This is a genomic window from Dyella japonica A8 (assembly GCF_000725385.1).
Taxonomy (GTDB): Bacteria; Pseudomonadota; Gammaproteobacteria; order Xanthomonadales; family Rhodanobacteraceae; genus Dyella; species Dyella japonica_C.
In genome coordinates this window covers 3,852,341-3,866,733 of the sequence record NZ_CP008884.1, presented here as the reverse complement: position 1 = coordinate 3,866,733, position 14,393 = coordinate 3,852,341, and the positions used below count along the sequence as shown (strand labels likewise).

The window sequence follows — 14,393 nt, the reverse complement described above, 5'->3', positions numbered from 1 at the left end:
TCAATTTGATATCTAATTTCAAGGGAGGGGTCACCAGTCACGGGTGGCCACGGCAGCGCCCCGCAACATGGCGGGGGAGATGCCCGGCGCCGGGGCGACCTCGGCGATGCGCAGCTGGCCGAGCAGGTTGGACAGGTTGGCGAAGTGCCAGGGGTCGCCGTCGCCGCTGTCCAGGGCGATATGGGCGCTGTCGAAGCGGCCGAGCGCGGCGTCGAAGCTTTGCCAGCGGCCGTCCACCCACGCCTGCACCCAGGCGTGCGGCACGAACACGCGTGCGTTGCCGGCGTAGTGGTCCACATAGACCATGCCGGTGACCACGCGCGCGGGGATGCCTTCGGCCCGGGCCAGCGCGGCGAGCAGCACGGCGTATGCCTTGCAGTCGCCTTCATGGGTGCGGGTGATCTCGACGGCGGATGCGTAGCCGCCGTCCTTGTCATGCCTGTCGATGTAGCGGCTGACGAAATCGCGCAGGCGGGGCATCGTCGCCTGGGCGGTGGTGGCGCCCCCGGCCGCCTTGGCGGCCAGCGCGCGGACTTCCGGTGCATCGGCCTGCAGCCAGGCGTTCGCCTGCGTGTCCTCCAGGGTCGGCGTTGCCTGTCCGCCTGCGGCGGCGTCGCCGATCTCCACCACCCAGTCGCCATGCCCCAACGGGGTCACGCGCTGCTCGTCGGTGGCGATCACCGGCCGGGTGTCGTCGTCGCCGGTGTGGATGAGGTAGCGCAGGAATCCCTGGCGCATCGCTGCCGACAGGGGCTGGGGCGAGTCCACCATGGCGGCGCGGAGCAGGTCGATGTCCTGCACGGGGGCAAGCGCGCAGGCCTGGCTGCACGCCAGCATCACCAGTTCGTGGCCAAGCATGTCCAGCGAGCCCTTGCGCGTTTCACCCCGCGCGTTGATCCACAACTCCATGCGCTGCACGCCGCGCGGCGTCTGCACCACTTCCCGCTGATGGCTGAGCCATTCCGGGCCGTCCGGCAGCTGCACGCTTTCGTCGCCCAGTACCTCCAGGTCCACGGAGGCCACCTCCCGGGTCACGGGGTCGAACAGGTCCAGCGTGTAATGGCCCGTCTGGCGAGTTGCAACGGCCATGGCTCGCCGCTGGCCATCGCTGAGCAGCGCGCCCGCAGGCCAGGACAAGGTGGAGCGGGTGGGCAGGCCGCCGACGGTGGACGTGACCGCGTAGCTGCCATCAGCCTGGCGTTCGCCGTCGACGATGCTGTCGCTGCTCGACAAGCTGCTTCTGGCGTAGAAGCCGAGCGGCTGTCCGTCGAGGGTTTCCGTGCTGCGCGTCAACACACCCATGGGTGTGATGCCGCTGCCGCGATCCAGCTCGATCTGAAGGTCCTGCGTGGTGGTTACCGCGTGGTCGTCGCGACTGCGGTCGATGCGCAGGTGGCCGATCTTGCGGCCGGCCAGCAGTACCGTCATCCAGGTCGTGTCCGTGGCGGGCGCAGCATCCACGGCCCGCGCGACGAGGGCGGGAGAAGGGCTCAGCGCGAACGCCATCGACAGCGCGGCAAGCCACTTGCGCATGGGTCGCTCCGTGGGGACGGTGACAGCTGCAGTCAACGCCGCTCCGTGACGTTCGTCAATGGAATCTGCGTGATGGCGGAACGATGTGTGGCGCGATCCGTCAACGGCCCGCTTACAATGGCGCTTTGCCACCCCCGGAGACACCGATGAAGCCGTTTGGCACGCCTTATTCCGATCATGCGTTGCGCGTGCTGCTGCTGGGGTCGGGCGAACTGGGCAAGGAAGTGGCGATCGAGCTGCAGCGCTATGCGGTCGAAGTCATCGCGGTAGACCGCTACGCCGACGCGCCGGCCATGCAGGTGGCGCATCGCAGCCATGTCATCGACATGCTGGATGGCGCGGCCTTGCGTGCCGTCATCGAACAAGAGCAGCCGGACCTGGTGGTGCCGGAGATCGAGGCCATCCATACCCCCACACTGGTGGAGCTGGAGAAGGGTGGCCTGCGGGTGATCCCCACGGCGCGCGCGGCCTGGCTGACGATGGACCGCGAAGGCATCCGCCGCCTCGCCGCCGAGGAGCTGAAGCTGCCCACCTCGCGCTACCGCTTTTGTGACACCGAGGCCGAATACCGCGATGCGGTAGCCGCCATCGGCCTGCCGTTCGTGATCAAGCCGGTGATGAGCTCTTCAGGCAAGGGCCAGAGCCTGGTGCGCGAGGAAGGCGAGCTGCAGCACGCCTGGGAGTATGCACAGTCCGGCGGGCGTGCCGGCAAGGGCCGCGTGATCGTCGAGGGCTTCGTCGACTTCGATTACGAAATCACCCTGCTGACCGTACGCCACAAGGATGGCGTCAGCTTCTGCGCGCCGATCGGCCACCGCCAGGAGGACGGCGACTATCGCGAGTCGTGGCAGCCGCAGCCGATGAGCCCGGCGGCGCTGGCGGAGGCGCAGCGGCAGGCGGAGGCCATCACCGGTGCGCTGGGCGGCTGGGGCGTGTTCGGCGTGGAGTTCTTCGTGAAGGGTGACAGCGTCATCTTCTCGGAAGTGAGCCCGCGCCCGCACGACACCGGACTGGTCACGCTGGTGTCGCAGGACCTCTCGGAGTTCGCGCTGCATGCGCGCGCCATCCTCGGCTTGCCCATTCCGGTCATTCGCCAGTTGGGGCCGTCGGCGTCGTGCGCGGTGCTGGTGGAAGGCGAGGGCGCGGCGCCGCGCTACCACGGCGTCGCCGATGCGCTGAAAGAGGCGGACACGCAGCTGCGCATCTTCGGCAAGCCGACCGTGAAGGGCCGTCGCCGCATGGCGGTAACGCTTGCGCGCGACGAGAGTGTGGAGGCGGCCAAGGCCAAGGCCATTCGCGCGGCGAAAGCGTTGCGCATCGAGCTCTAGTCGTTGTCTCCTCCTCCCCATGACGGGGGCGAGGGCAGGGGCGGGTGATGGCAGCTTGCCATCGCTGTTGATACGGCCTTGTTGCAGGATCGATCTCCCGCCCGGATGGGCGGGATTACAGCTAACCACCGGAGAGAGAGATGGAACCGTCGGGATTCGCGCATTGGCTGGTCGTTGTCGTCGAGACATTCGCCGCCCTGTTCCTCTTGCTGCTGGCGTTGCTGGTGGTGGTGATCGGCGTGGTCTGGCTGGTCGATCGCAACCAGACCAGCAACTCGGTGCTACGCAACTTCCCGGTCATCGGCCACTTCCGTTACTGGTTCCTGCACCTGGGTGAGTTCTTCCGCCAGTACCTGTATTCCAGCGACCGCGAGGAGTTGCCGTTCAACCGCGCACAGCGCATGTGGGTTTATCGCGCGGCCAAGAACGTGGACAACACCAATGCGTTCGGGTCCACCCGTGACCTGCGTGGTGAGGGCGTGCCGTTCTTTGTCAACGCGCCGTTTCCCGCGCTGGGCGAGAAGCACGTCAAGCCGCGCCCGGTGACGCTGGGGCCGTACTCACGCCAGCCGTACCAGCACGCGGCCTTCTTCAATATCTCGGCGATGAGCTTCGGTGCGCTGTCGGCGCCGGCCGTGCGCGCACTCTCCCACGGCGCCAAGAAGGCCGGCATCTGGATGGACACGGGCGAGGGTGGCCTGGCGCCGTATCACCTCGAGGGCGGCTGCGACATCATCTTCGAGATCGGCACCGCCAAGTACGGTGTGCGCACGCCGGACGGCAAGCTGGACGATGACAAGCTGCTGGCCATCTGCGCGCATGAGCAGGTGAAGATGGTGAGCATCAAACTCGGCCAGGGCGCCAAGCCGGGCATGGGCGGCCTGCTGCCGGCGGCGAAGGTGACGCCGGAAATCGCTGCCATCCGAGGCATTCCCGTGGGCGAGGATTCGCAAAGCCCCAACCGACACCTGGACATTGGCAATGTGCAGGAGCTGATGGATGCGATCCACCATATTCGTGAACTCACCGGCAAGCCGGTGGGCTTCAAGGCGGTGTTCGGCGGCGTCGACTGGATCGCCGACCTGTGCGACGAGGTGAAGAAGCGCGGCATCGAAAGCGCGCCGGATTTCATCATCGTCGATGGCTCGGAAGGCGGCACGGGCGCGGCACCGCAAACCCTGATGGAAGGCGTGGGGCTGCCCTTGCACGAGGCCTTGCCGGCGCTGGTGGACCTGTTGGTGGTGAAGGGGCTGCGCGATCGCATCAAGGTGATCTGCTCGGGCAAGTGCATCACCGCCTATGACGTGGCGTGGGCGCTGTCGATGGGCGCGGATTTCGTCAACTCGGCGCGTGGCTTCATGCTGGCGCTGGGCTGCATCCAGTCGCTGCAGTGCAACCGCAATACCTGCCCTACGGGCATCACCACGCAGAACCCCAAGCTGCAGCGCGGTCTGGTGGTGGCTGACAAGAGCGAGCGCGTGGCCCACTACGCCACCAACGTGATGCAGGAAGTCGGCATCATCGCGCACAGCTGCGGCGTCGAAGAGCCGCGCCAGCTCAATCGTACGCATTGCCGCGTGGTGGGCGACGATGGTTTGTCGGTGCCGCTGGTGAAACTGTATCCCTATCCGGTGGTGCCGCAGGCACCGCTACCGCACGGTTGATATGACATGAAAAAACGGCCGGCATGACGCCGGCCGTTTTTTTGGGTGCATCCACGGTGCGGCCAACAACGACACATGTCGTTGATGCCGGTCACCCGCTCATCACGATGTGCACGGCATCTTTGCCGGGTCCCCGATGTGCACGGCTCTGCTGGCCGCAGGATGTGGCCGGGCCGTCGTGCGTCACGACTCAAGGAGATCGCCGCATGCCCCCCAGGATGATGAAAGCCGCCGTTGCGCACCGTTTCGGTGAGCCGTTGCGCATCGAGGAAGTGCCCGTGCCAGTGCCTGCACGCGGCGAAGTGCTGGTGAAGATCGTATGCACCGGTGTCTGCCATACGGATGTGCACGCCGTGGATGGCGATTGGCCGGTGAAGCCCCAGCCCCCTTTCATTCCCGGCCACGAGGGCGTGGGTGTGGTCGCGGCGCTGGGCGAGGGCGTGGAGAACCTCAAGGTGGGCGATCCCGTGGGCATCGCCTGGTTGCATGACGCCTGCGGTCATTGCGAGTACTGCATCACCGGTTGGGAAACCCTTTGCGAGACGCAGCACGACAGCGGCTACAGCGTGAACGGCAGCTTCGCCGAGTATGCAATAGGCAACGCGGCGTACGTGGCGCGTCTGCCGGACGATGTGGATTTCGCGGCGATGGCGCCCGTCCTTTGCGCCGGCGTGACGACCTACAAGGGCATCCGCGAAACCGAGGCGAGGCCCGGCGAATGGCTTGCCGTTTCAGGCATCGGCGGCCTTGGGCATCTGGCGATCCAGTACGCCACGGCGATGGGGCTGCAGGTGGTCGCCGTGGACGTGGCAGACGACAAGCTGGCGCTTGCCCGCAGGCTCGGTGCCTCCGCCACGGTGGATGCGCGACAACCCGGGGCGGTGGAGGAAGTGCTCGATGTGACCGGCGGCGGCGCGCATGGCGTGCTGGTGACGGCGGTCTCGCCACCCGCCTTTTCGCAGGCGCTGGGCTTTACGCGCCGTCGCGGCACCATGAGCCTGGTCGGCCTGCCGCCCGGTGATTTCGCCACGCCGATCTTCGATGTGGTGCTCAAGCGCCTGACTATTCGCGGTTCCATCGTGGGTACGCGCAAGGATCTTGCCGAAGCGGTGGCCTTTGCTGCGGCCGGCAAGGTCGTGCCCACCATCGAGCGGCGCAAGCTGGAAGACGTGAACGATGTGCTGCAGGGCTTGCGCGAGGGACATATCCAGGGGCGCGTGGTGCTGGATATCGCCAGCGCCTGATGGCCTGGTGGTGATAACGCACCCTGTGCGCGACGGTCGAGGCGGTAACCCAGCCCATCGCCGTCGCGCACAGGGTGCGCTCCCACCGTCGTGCGTGAGTGAGCCTCAGGGCTCGGTCATCTCCACCCAGCCTTCGCTGGTGCGGATCTGCAGCGGCCGGAACTTGCGCTTGTAATCCATCTTCGGATGGCCGGCGATCCAGAAGCCAAGGTAGATCCACGGCAGGCCCCGGCGCTTGGCCAGCGCGACTTGCTGCAGGATGGCGAACGTGCCGAGGCCGCGTGCGGTTTCGTCGGGGTCGTAGAACGTATAGACGGCCGAAAGCCCCTGCAGGCAGACGTCGGTCACCGCCACGCCGAGCAGGCGTGAGCCCTGGCGGAACTCCAGGAACATCGTGGGGCTCCAGGGCGCGGTGAGGAAGCGACGGAAGTCGCTGGCATCGGCTTCGTCCATGCCGCCGCCGGGATGGCGCTGGCGCAGGTAGCGTTCGTACAGCGCATGGCGTTCGGCGTTGTAGCCGGCCATGGATTCGATGACCTGCACATCCTCGTTGCGTTTCAGGCAGCGGCGCTGGCTACGGTCGGGCGTGAAGCGTTGCACGTCGATGCGGCAGGGCGTGCACGCACGGCAGTTCGTGCAATAGGGGTAATACAGATGCCCGCCCGCGCGTCGGAAGCCGCGCTCCAGCGCCGGACCATACAACTGGTCCAGCTGCGGCGCGGCGGGATCGATCACAAGGTTCTGTGCCGTGCGCTCGGCAAAGTAGCCGCAAGCGTGCGGCAAGGTTTGGAACAGTCGGACACGATCAGAGCGCATGGCCTGATTCTATGTCTGGTCTGGCTCACTGTGTCGATAGGCAAAACATGATAGGCCCCCGCTAGGGGGCGCCCGGCCGGCTCAGATGACGCCCATGTACCGCAACATCAGGACCACGAAGGCGCCGGCCACGGCCAGCAAGACGATCCGGCGGGACCGGGTGGCCACGCTCTGGCGCCGCATGTCCGGGGTGGGGTTGCGGGCGGCTGCCAGCTCCTCGCCATGGCGCACGACGGGCTCGATGCCCAGCTCCTTGAGCAGGGTGCGGGCGCGGGTGTAGTCGTCGGCCTTGGTCACCCAGACCTGGGCCCAGTTGTCCCGGTCTTCGTTGCGCTGCGAGTAGCTGAAGCGCTGGTAGCTGGGCCGGCGGTAGTTGGAGCGGTTCTCGATGGTGCACTCGATCCCCTGCTCGGCGAGCATGGCCGCGACGCGGTCGATGTTTTCCTGGCGGGGTGAGGTATAGAGCTGACGCATGGAGCAACCTTGGTTCGTCGCCGGACGGGGACAGGCCGGCGGCCGTAGAGCCGGCCACCCTGAAGTTTACTACGGTGGCCGGGCGGCTCAGCCGCGCAGGCGGATCAGGCCTTCCTGGGCGGTCGAGGCGACCAGCTGGCCATCACGGGTGAAGATCTGGCCGCGGGCAAGGCCACGGGCCCCCTGCGCCGTCGGGCTGTCGAAGGAGTACAGCAGCCACTCGTCGGTGCGGAACGGGCGATGGAACCACAAGGCGTGGTCCAGGCTCGCCATCTGCACGTTGTGCGTGTAGTACGAAATGCCGTGGGGCAGGGTGGCCGTGCCGATCAGGTTGAAATCGGAGGCGTAGGCCAGCAGCGAGCGATGCAGCTCCGGCGAGTCGCCCACCGGTGCGGTCAGGCGGAACCAGATGTGCTGGATCGGCGGGCGCTTCACCGGGTGCAGCTTGTCCTGCGGCCACACGTGGCGGAACTCGAACGGCGCATCCACGCCCAGCCAGCGCTGCAGTTTCTCCGGCAGCTTGGCCAATTGCTCGGGCGGCAGCGGACGCATCGGTTCGATGTCCTCGGGCATGGGCACTTCAGGCATCGACGATTGGTGCTCGAAGCCGGTCTCCGGCACCTGGAACGAGATCGAGCCGTTGAGGATCGGCTGGCCGTGCTGGATGGCCACCACGCGGCGGGAGGAGAACGTGCCGCCGTCGCGCGTGCGCTCCACGCTGTAGACGATGGGTGCGTTGATATCGCCGGCGCGCAGGAAATAGGCGTGCAGCGAATGGGCCGCGCGCTCGGCGTCCACCGTGCGCTGGGCGGCGGACAGCGCCTGGCCCAGCACTTGCCCGCCGAACACGAAATGCGTGCCGATATCCCGGCTCTGGCCGCGGAAGAGATTGTCCTCGAGGCGCTCGAGTTCGAGCAGGTCGACGAGTTCGCGGACGTTGGTTTCCGTCATGGAAAGGGGCTCGGCGGAGTATGGAGGCCGGCGATTATAGCCGGCGCCCCGGGGCGGCTTCAGCGGCCGGGGGCGGTAACCCGCTCCAGCCCGCTGCCTTGCAGCACCTCGGGCCATGGGAACAGTGGGCCGGGGTCGAGCTTGCGGGGCACTTCCACGGTCGGATCGTTGCTGGCCGGCAGGCGGGCCGTGTCCAGGTCCTCGTGGCCGGCGATCAGGCGGAGGTTGGGGTAATCGTGCTTCAGTTCGGCCAGCAGGGCGCGCAGGGCGGCCAGCTGGGCCGGGGTATAGGGCTCGGTCATGGTCTGCTGGCGGGAATCCCACCAGTGCGGGTAACGCCCCAGGTTCACCAGCTCGATGCCGATGGAGTTGGGGTTGTGCCCGCGCACGTGGTTGGCCACCCGCGTGGCCGGCACGTACTGGTGAATGCTGCCGTCCCGGTCGATATAGAAGTGGCCGCTGGCTCCCGCGCCGCTGTCATAAAGCACCCGCTCGCCGTACTCCCGGGCGGTCGCCAGGTCGGGCAGCTCGGTACAGTGGATCACCACCATGTCCACCGCGCCGGCAGGCCGTTCGGGCAGCAGGGAAACGTAGGGCAGGGGCTGGTCGATGATGGTCAGGGGCATGGTCGGCACAGTCTATCCCCGGTGTCATGAGACGTCGCCTGTTACGATGCGCGGCCATACAGACGTTGTTTCGGAGACCGCGATGCGCGGCCAGATCATTCTTTCGCATGGCTCGGACTCCGGTCCGGACGCCACCAAGGTCAGCGTGCTGGCGGCTTTTGCCGAGTCGCTCGGCTGGAAAACCCAGCGCCCGGACTACCGCACCGACGACCTGCCGGGTTATGCCGGCTCGGTCGACCCGCGCATCCAACGGCTGGTGGCCGCTATCGATACCCTGGACACGCCCCCGGTGCTGGTCGGCTCCAGCATGGGCTCGTTCGTCTCGGGCCTGGCCTCCCTGCAGCGCCCGGTGGCCGGCCTGTTCCTGCTGGCCACGCCCAGCGAAATCCCCGGCTACCGCCAGGCCTTCGATGTGGCCGAAGGCGTCCCCTCGCTGCTCTACCACGGCTGGCGCGACGACATCTGCCCGCCGGAAGGCGTGCTGGCCTTCGCCGGCCGCCGCCGCCTGCCGCTCATCGTGGTCGATGACGACCACCGCCTGAGCGACAGCATCGACCGCATCGTCGAACAGTTCGGCCTGTTCCTGACCGGGTTGGCCGCATGAGCGCGTTCTTCGCCACCTGCCCGAAGGGCCTGGAATACCTGCTGCGCGACGAACTGGTCGCGCTGGGTGCCGACGACGTGCGCGAGGCGCTGGCCGGCGTGCATTTCTCCGGCACGCTGGAAACCGCCTACCGCGCCTGCCTCTGGTCGCGCCTGGCCAGCCGCGTGCTGATGCCGCTGGCCGAGTTCGATGCCGCGACGGATGACGCGCTTTACGGCGGCGTGCAGTCCATCGACTGGTCGAAGCACCTGGGCCCGCGCGCCACGCTGGCGGTGGACGCCAACTCGGCCCAGAGCAAGCTCACCCACAGCCAGTTCATCGCGCAGCGCGTGAAGGACGCCGTGGTCGACCAGTTCCGCCAGCGCGACGGTTCGCGCCCGGACGTGGACACGGACGAGCCGGACGTGCGCATCAACCTGCGCCTGCGCCGCGACCGCGCCACGCTGTCCATCGACCTGGCCGGTGCGCCACTGCATCGCCGTGGCTGGCGTGAATTGCAGGGCGAGGCGCCGCTGAAGGAAAACCTTGCCGCCGCCATGCTGCTGCGCGCGCGCTGGCCGGACATCTACGCCGAGGGCGGCGCACTGCTCGATCCCATGTGTGGCTCGGGCACGCTGCTGATCGAAGGTGCGTGGATGGCGGCCGACGTCGCCCCCGGCCTGCACCGCGAGTACTACGGCTTCCTGGGCTGGGCGCAGCACGACATCGCGTTGTGGCGCGGCTTGCTGGACGAGGCGCGGCAACGCGCGGAGACGGGCCTGCGCGCGCTGCGCGCCTGCTTCTTCGGCAGCGATGCCGATGCGCGCATGGTGCAGACGGCCAAGCGCAACGCGCAGGAGGCGGGTGTCGCCGGCTTCCTCACGCTGGACAAGCACGACGTCACGCACGTGTCGCCACCGCCGGGTGTCGCCCGCGGCCTGGTCATCACCAATCCGCCCTACGGCGAGCGTCTGGGCGATCGCGGCGAGATGCCTCGGCTCTATCGCACGATCGGCGAAACCCTGCGCGAACGCTTCGCCGGCTGGCGCGCCGCCGTGCTGGCGGGTGATGCCGAACTGGGTCAAGCGATTCCGCTGCGCGCGGAGAAAAAGTACGCGCTCTACAACGGCGCGCTGGAAACCGTGCTGCTGATCTTTGAACTTCACGCACGCAGCGAAACGCCGCGCGAGGTGAAGCCGCTCTCCGAAGGCGCACAGATGTTGCGCAACCGCCTGGAGAAGAACCTGCGCCACCTGCGCAAGCGGCTGGAGCGCGAAGGCATCCACTGCTGGCGCGCCTACGACCAGGACCTGCCCGAGTACGCGGCAGCCGTCGACGTCTACGGCGATGAGGGCGGCACCTCGTGGCTGCACATCCAGGAATACCGCGCCCCGGCAGAGATCCCGGTGGAGACGGCACGCCAGCGTCTGCGCGAGATCGTGCGCGTGGCGGGCGAGGTGCTGGGCGTGCCGCGTGACCGCATCGCGCTGAAGACGCGCGAGCGCGGCAAGGGCGGTTCCAAGTACGGCCAGTTCGACCAGCGCGGCGAGTTCGTCGAGGTGGACGAAGGTAGCCTGCGTTTCCTGGTGAACCTGACCGATTACCTGGACACGGGCCTGTTCATCGACCACCGCCTGGTGCGCGCCAAGGTGCGTGAGCTGGCGTCGGGCCAGCGCTTCCTGAACCTGTTCGCCTATACCGCCACGGCTAGCGTCTACGCGGCGGCGGGCGGCGCGCGCGACACCACCAGCGTGGACCTGTCGGCCACCTATCTGGACTGGGCGTCCCGCAACCTTGCCCTCAACGGCTTCACCGGCGGCAAGCACCGCCTGATGCAGGCCGATGCCATGGCCTTCCTGCGCCAGGAGCGCGACCGGTACGGGTTGATCTACGTCGATCCGCCGACGTTCTCCAACTCCAAGCGGGCGGAGGACTTCGACGTCCAGCGCGACCATGTCCCACTGCTGTTGGCCTGCGGGGAGCGTCTCAACCGCGACGGCGTCATTGTGTTCTCGAACAATTTCCGGCGCTTCAAGCTGGACCATGAGGCACTGGCCGAACGGTTCAGGATCGAGGACTGGAGCGCGCCCAGCATCCCCTTCGACTTTACCCGCCGGTCAGACATCCACGGCTGTTGGCTGCTGCGCCTGCACACGCAGGAAGCGACCGGGGAATCGCCATGGGGCGGCACTGTGAACCACGTCAGGAATCAGGGCCGCCGTTAAGCCTTTTCACGCCTTTTACTCAGTCCGGATTCAGCGCAAAAGTTCGAGCATTGTCCCCGGCAAAGAGCGATAGAAGGCAACGTAGGATCCTTCCGTCGGAATCAAGCCTCCCTTGGGAGACACCTCATGAACAAGACCAAGACCTCCATCGTCAAGCGCGCTGCCCTGGCGACGGCCATGCTGATCGGCTGTGCCGCCGTCGCACCGGCTTTCGCAGGCCACGTCAGCTTGAATATCGGCGTCGGCTTGCCGGTATATGGCGGTTATTACGCGCCGGCCCCGGTGGTGTACGCACCGCCCCCGCCGCCGGTGTACTACGCGCCGGCCCCGGTCTATTACGCGCCGGCCCCGGTGGTGTATCCGGCAGGCGTGGGCGCCACTGTCATCGTCGGCGGCCATCCGGGTTACTACCGCCATGGCGGCGGTTACTACTACCGCGACGGTTACCGTCACTACGGTCACTAAGCAGACCGTCACCCGTGTCGATACGACAAAGCCCGGCTTCGGCCGGGCTTTGTTTTTGCGTTGCTGACGGTGCACTGCAGCAGCGCTCCGGCTAACGGCTGTCAGTCATCTGCCATCTTCGCATCACACCTTTTGAACGTGGCCTCCGGCATGGTGCGCGCATGTTACGGCGCCCTCATCGCGATACGAACCATCACCCACACTCCGGCCTGACGGGCGGCTTCGCCGTCGGCTCCAGGGGGCTGCGATGACATTGGCGCAATCGGCTGTTCACGCCGAGGCGCTGATGCTGCGATTCCGGAGGGTCCGCTCCCGCAGCATGGCCTTGTGCGCCACGTTGACGCCGGAAGACATGATGGTGCAGTCGATGCCCGATGCCAGCCCGACCAAATGGCATCTCGCGCACACCACCTGGTTCTTCGAACGCTTCGTGCTGGAGCGCGATCCGGCGTACCACCCGGCCCACCCGGAATGGCACTACCTGTTCAACTCCTACTACCAGACGGTAGGCCCCATGCATGCGCGTCCGCGCCGTGGGCTGCTCTCGCGACCCGGTGCGGCGCAGGTCCGGGCTTACCGCGAACAGGTGGATGAAGCGATCTGCGAATGGTTGGCCCGTGGCGTCGACGCCACCACGGCGGACATCATCGAGCTGGGCCTGGAACACGAGCAGCAGCACCAGGAACTGTTGCTCACCGACATCAAGCACGCCTTCTTCAGCAACCCCTTGCTGCCGGCCTTTACGACGCCGGTGGCGTCGTCCGCCACGGCATCGGTGCCCATGACCTTCCTCCCTGGCCGCGAAGGCGTGGTGGAGATCGGGCACCGGGGTCACGAGTTTGCGTTCGACAACGAATCGCCGCGCCATCGCAGCCTGCTGCAGTCGCATGCGGTGGCCAACCGGCCAGTGACCAACGCCGAGTACGCCGAGTTCATCCACGATGGCGGCTATCGCGAGCCGTCGCTCTGGTTGTCCGAAGGCTGGGACACCGTTTGCCGTGAACAGTGGCAACGGCCGTTCTACTGGCAGGAAGATCTCTCCAGCGAATTCACCCTGGCGGGCGTGCAGCCGATCGATCCGGATGCGCCGGTCAGCCACGTCAGTTACTTCGAAGCCGACGCGTTCGCGCGCTGGGCTGGCGCACGCCTGCCCACCGAAGCCGAATGGGAAAGCGCCGCCGCCGGCTTGCCCGTACAAGGCAACCTGCTCGATGCCATGGTGTTCCATCCCCAGGCGGCGACCGCCGGGGAGGGCATGCTGCAGATGTTCGGCGACGTATGGGAGTGGACGGCATCGCCCTACGTCAGCTACCCGGGCTTCAAGCCATGGGCCGGCGCGCTGGGCGAATACAACGGCAAATTCATGTGCGGGCAATGGGTGCTGCGCGGCGGCTCCTGTGCAACGCCGCGCGAACATCTGCGCGCGACCTACCGGAATTTCTTCCCTCCCCATGCACGCTGGCAGTTCATGGGGATCCGCCTGGGGCAGGACCGATGAGTGTGCAAGCGTTTGAGATCCGCGACGATGATCGTCGCCCGCCGGTCGACGATCTGCTCGGCATCGTGCAGCGCGGCCTGCGCGCACGCCCCAAGCGCTTGCCGTCGTGGCTGTTCTATGACGAGCGCGGCTCACAACTGTTCGAAGCGATCTGCGAGCAGCCCGAGTACTACCTGACCCGCTGCGAGATCGCGCTGATGGACGCGCATGCCGGCGATATCGCCGACGTGCTGGGCGAGGATGTGCGCCTGGTGGAGTACGGCAGCGGCAACGCGATCAAGACGCGCATGCTGCTGGAGCATCTCCACGCGCCGGTTTCCTATGTGCCCGTGGAGATCTCCCACGAGCCATTGCGCAACAGCATGCAGGCGCTGAACGAGCGCTTCCCGGCGGTTCCGGTGCAACCACTGCATGCCGACTTCACCCGTGCCTTGCGCCTGCCGATTCCACCGCGTGCACCGCGTCGCACGGTGATCTATTTTCCGGGTTCCACCATCGGCAATTTCGAGGCGCGCGACGCCGCCGAATTGCTGCGCAAGATGCGCAACGAGATGGGTGACAACGGTGGCATCCTGATCGGCGCGGACCTGAAGAAAGACACCCACACCATCGAGGCGGCCTACAACGACAGGGCAGGCATCACCGCCGAGTTCACCCTGAACATGCTGGTGCGCCTCAACCGCGAGATCGGTAGCGATTTTGACCTCGCCAGCTTCCGTCACCGTGCGCACTACAACGCCATGGCCGGACGCATCGAGACCTTCCTGGTCAGCACGCGCGACCAGAAAGTGCGTGTCGGCAAGCAGCAGGTGAATTTCGGCGCGGAAGAGGCCATGCAGGTGGAATACAGCTGCAAATACTCGCCCGAAGATTTCGCCGCGCTCGCCGGCAAGGCAGGGCTTGCGGTGGCGCATGAGTGGACCGACCCGGACGGCATGTTCGCCGTGTACTACCTCGTCAGGACCGGCGCGCGGCCGGCCTGACGC

Annotated in this window: 13 protein-coding genes; 8 read left to right on the top strand and 5 right to left on the bottom strand. The window is 66.9% G+C overall.

Annotation, left to right across the window (positions count from 1 at the left end):
• Nucleotides 1-30 precede the first annotated feature (30 nt).
• On the bottom strand, nt 31-1,533 hold the full coding sequence (locus HY57_RS16190; protein ID WP_019464503.1) for a transglutaminase domain-containing protein: 1,503 nt from the start codon (nt 1,531-1,533) through the stop codon (nt 31-33).
• A gap of 146 nt (nt 1,534-1,679) precedes the next feature.
• Here HY57_RS16190 and purT point away from each other — a divergent pair, with 146 nt between their 5' ends.
• From purT to adhP, 3 genes are all read left to right on the top strand, one after another.
• On the top strand, nt 1,680-2,861 hold the full coding sequence (gene purT, locus HY57_RS16185) for a formate-dependent phosphoribosylglycinamide formyltransferase (RefSeq protein WP_019464504.1): 1,182 nt from the start codon (nt 1,680-1,682) through the stop codon (nt 2,859-2,861).
• A gap of 140 nt (nt 2,862-3,001) precedes the next feature.
• A complete protein-coding gene (locus HY57_RS16180) occupies nt 3,002-4,525 on the top strand; it encodes an FMN-binding glutamate synthase family protein (protein WP_019464505.1) in 1,524 nt (507 codons plus the stop codon).
• 206 nt (nt 4,526-4,731) lie between these two features.
• A complete protein-coding gene (gene adhP / locus HY57_RS16175; RefSeq protein ID WP_026033791.1) occupies nt 4,732-5,769 on the top strand; it encodes an alcohol dehydrogenase AdhP in 1,038 nt (345 codons plus the stop codon).
• A gap of 105 nt (nt 5,770-5,874) precedes the next feature.
• Here the strand turns inward: adhP and HY57_RS16170 are convergent, their stop codons facing one another.
• The 4 genes from HY57_RS16170 to HY57_RS16155 form a co-directional block, all read right to left on the bottom strand.
• Entirely contained in the window at nt 5,875-6,585 is a 711-nt protein-coding gene (locus tag HY57_RS16170; protein WP_019464507.1) for an arginyltransferase, read from the bottom strand.
• A gap of 81 nt (nt 6,586-6,666) precedes the next feature.
• A complete protein-coding gene (locus HY57_RS16165; RefSeq protein ID WP_019464508.1) occupies nt 6,667-7,059 on the bottom strand; it encodes a putative signal transducing protein in 393 nt (130 codons plus the stop codon).
• A gap of 87 nt (nt 7,060-7,146) precedes the next feature.
• Nucleotides 7,147-8,010 (bottom strand): acyl-CoA thioesterase II, encoded by an 864-nt coding sequence (tesB, locus tag HY57_RS16160; protein WP_019464509.1) that lies wholly within the window; start codon nt 8,008-8,010, stop codon nt 7,147-7,149.
• Nucleotides 8,011-8,069: 59 nt separating this feature from the next.
• Nucleotides 8,070-8,636 (bottom strand): N-acetylmuramoyl-L-alanine amidase, encoded by a 567-nt coding sequence (locus HY57_RS16155; RefSeq protein WP_019464510.1) that lies wholly within the window; start codon nt 8,634-8,636, stop codon nt 8,070-8,072.
• A gap of 82 nt (nt 8,637-8,718) precedes the next feature.
• Between HY57_RS16155 and HY57_RS16150 the strand changes: the two genes are divergently transcribed.
• The 5 genes from HY57_RS16150 to egtD all read left to right on the top strand — a co-directional run bounded on the left by HY57_RS16150 (nt 8,719) and on the right by egtD (nt 14,390).
• Entirely contained in the window at nt 8,719-9,240 is a 522-nt protein-coding gene (locus HY57_RS16150; RefSeq protein WP_019464511.1) for an alpha/beta hydrolase, read from the top strand.
• Nucleotides 9,237-11,444, top strand: coding sequence for a bifunctional 23S rRNA (guanine(2069)-N(7))-methyltransferase RlmK/23S rRNA (guanine(2445)-N(2))-methyltransferase RlmL (gene rlmKL, locus HY57_RS16145; RefSeq protein WP_019464512.1), 2,208 nt, complete (start codon nt 9,237-9,239; stop codon nt 11,442-11,444). The genes HY57_RS16150 and rlmKL overlap by 4 nt, the downstream gene beginning before the upstream one ends.
• 126 nt (nt 11,445-11,570) lie before the next feature.
• Nucleotides 11,571-11,909 carry a hypothetical protein gene (locus HY57_RS16140; protein WP_019464513.1) on the top strand — a complete coding sequence of 113 codons (339 nt, stop codon included), beginning with the start codon at nt 11,571-11,573 and terminating at the stop codon, nt 11,907-11,909.
• Nucleotides 11,910-12,156: 247 nt separating this feature from the next.
• On the top strand, nt 12,157-13,407 hold the full coding sequence (gene egtB / locus HY57_RS16135) for an ergothioneine biosynthesis protein EgtB (RefSeq protein WP_026033793.1): 1,251 nt from the start codon (nt 12,157-12,159) through the stop codon (nt 13,405-13,407).
• A complete protein-coding gene (gene egtD, locus HY57_RS16130; protein WP_019464515.1) occupies nt 13,404-14,390 on the top strand; it encodes an L-histidine N(alpha)-methyltransferase in 987 nt (328 codons plus the stop codon). The genes egtB and egtD overlap by 4 nt, the downstream gene beginning before the upstream one ends.
• Nucleotides 14,391-14,393 lie beyond the last annotated feature (3 nt).

Excerpts from the sequence above, each read along its gene's own strand:
- HY57_RS16190 (WP_019464503.1), bottom strand. The coding sequence starts at position 1,533 with ATGCGCAAGTGGCTTGCCGCGCTGTCGATGGCGTTCGCGCTGAGCCCT.
- purT (WP_019464504.1), top strand. The coding sequence starts at position 1,680 with ATGAAGCCGTTTGGCACGCCTTATTCCGATCATGCGTTGCGCGTGCTG.
- HY57_RS16180 (WP_019464505.1), top strand. The coding sequence starts at position 3,002 with ATGGAACCGTCGGGATTCGCGCATTGGCTGGTCGTTGTCGTCGAGACA.
- adhP (WP_026033791.1), top strand. The coding sequence starts at position 4,732 with ATGCCCCCCAGGATGATGAAAGCCGCCGTTGCGCACCGTTTCGGTGAG.
- HY57_RS16170 (WP_019464507.1), bottom strand. The coding sequence starts at position 6,585 with ATGCGCTCTGATCGTGTCCGACTGTTCCAAACCTTGCCGCACGCTTGC.
- HY57_RS16165 (WP_019464508.1), bottom strand. The coding sequence starts at position 7,059 with ATGCGTCAGCTCTATACCTCACCCCGCCAGGAAAACATCGACCGCGTC.
- tesB (WP_019464509.1), bottom strand. The coding sequence starts at position 8,010 with ATGACGGAAACCAACGTCCGCGAACTCGTCGACCTGCTCGAACTCGAG.
- HY57_RS16155 (WP_019464510.1), bottom strand. The coding sequence starts at position 8,636 with ATGCCCCTGACCATCATCGACCAGCCCCTGCCCTACGTTTCCCTGCTG.
- HY57_RS16150 (WP_019464511.1), top strand. The coding sequence starts at position 8,719 with ATGCGCGGCCAGATCATTCTTTCGCATGGCTCGGACTCCGGTCCGGAC.
- rlmKL (WP_019464512.1), top strand. The coding sequence starts at position 9,237 with ATGAGCGCGTTCTTCGCCACCTGCCCGAAGGGCCTGGAATACCTGCTG.
- HY57_RS16140 (WP_019464513.1), top strand. The coding sequence starts at position 11,571 with ATGAACAAGACCAAGACCTCCATCGTCAAGCGCGCTGCCCTGGCGACG.
- egtB (WP_026033793.1), top strand. The coding sequence starts at position 12,157 with ATGACATTGGCGCAATCGGCTGTTCACGCCGAGGCGCTGATGCTGCGA.
- egtD (WP_019464515.1), top strand. The coding sequence starts at position 13,404 with ATGAGTGTGCAAGCGTTTGAGATCCGCGACGATGATCGTCGCCCGCCG.